The organism is Methylophaga sp. UBA5088, from assembly GCF_002414625.1.
GTDB lineage: Bacteria > Pseudomonadota > Gammaproteobacteria > Nitrosococcales > Methylophagaceae > Methylophaga > Methylophaga marina.
In genome coordinates, this window is sequence record NZ_DIAC01000048.1 from 17,686 (window position 1) to 18,668 (window position 983).

Below are 983 nucleotides of genomic sequence, written 5' to 3' on the forward strand. Positions count from 1 at the left end.
CAGCCACATTGTGGCTGGCGAGGTCCGTTTGGGTGGACAAAATATTCTTTCTCTTTCTGAAGCAGAAATGGAAAAAATTCGTGGTCGTAGAATAGCCATGATTTTTCAAGAACCCCAAAGTTCACTAAATCCTGTTCTCACTGTAGGACAGCAGATTGCTGAAGTATTTAAATGGCACTTCAATCTTGATAAGGAAGCGATTCATCACAAAACGATAGACTTACTTGGATCGGTAGGTATTCCTGATCCTAATGAACGCATCAATGCTTACCCTCATCAGTTGTCTGGTGGCATGAAACAACGCGTGATGATTGCTATGGCGCTTGCCGGTGAACCTGAGTTATTGATTGCAGATGAACCAACAACCGCCTTAGATGTGACCATTCAGGCTCAAATACTTGATTTGCTGAAAGCTATTCAGCAGAAAACAGGTATGGCCATTCTGCTGATTACGCATGACTTAGGTGTTGTTGCTCAGATGGCCGATCATGTAGCCGTGATGTATGCCGGGCAAATTGTCGAATCAGCCAGCCGAACACAATTCTTTAATAATACTCAACATCCGTACACTCAAAAGCTTTTTCAGGCTATTCCCTCAAAGCAGAAGCGGGAAGAAAAACTCACGGTGATACAAGGAAGCGTGCCGCCATTAAATCGCCAGTTTCATGCTTGTCGTTTTGCTGAACGTTGTGAGCTAGCTTGGGATGACTGTCATGAAGTTGAACCACGTTGGATAAGTAATGAGGCACATGGTGTTCGCTGTCATTTATATGATAGTGATGTCCATGCTGAGCAAAAAGCCCATCAACAGTCTTTCCATAGCTCAAAGCTTTCACAGGTTGTGCCAGCAGATAATGCGATACTGCAAGTCAACGACTTAAAAGTTCACTTTCCTATCAAAAAAGGATTGTTCCAACGGACTATTGGTGCAGTGAAGGCGGTTGATGGCTTAAGCTTCGAGCTTCGTTCTGCTGAAACGTTGG

1 protein-coding gene is annotated in these 983 nt (G+C 43.9%); it reads left to right on the forward strand.

From position 1 onward, the window contains the following. Window positions 1–983: ABC transporter ATP-binding protein (locus B4K20_RS06305; RefSeq protein WP_289282279.1), on the forward strand; the 983-nt coding region annotated here is incomplete at both ends.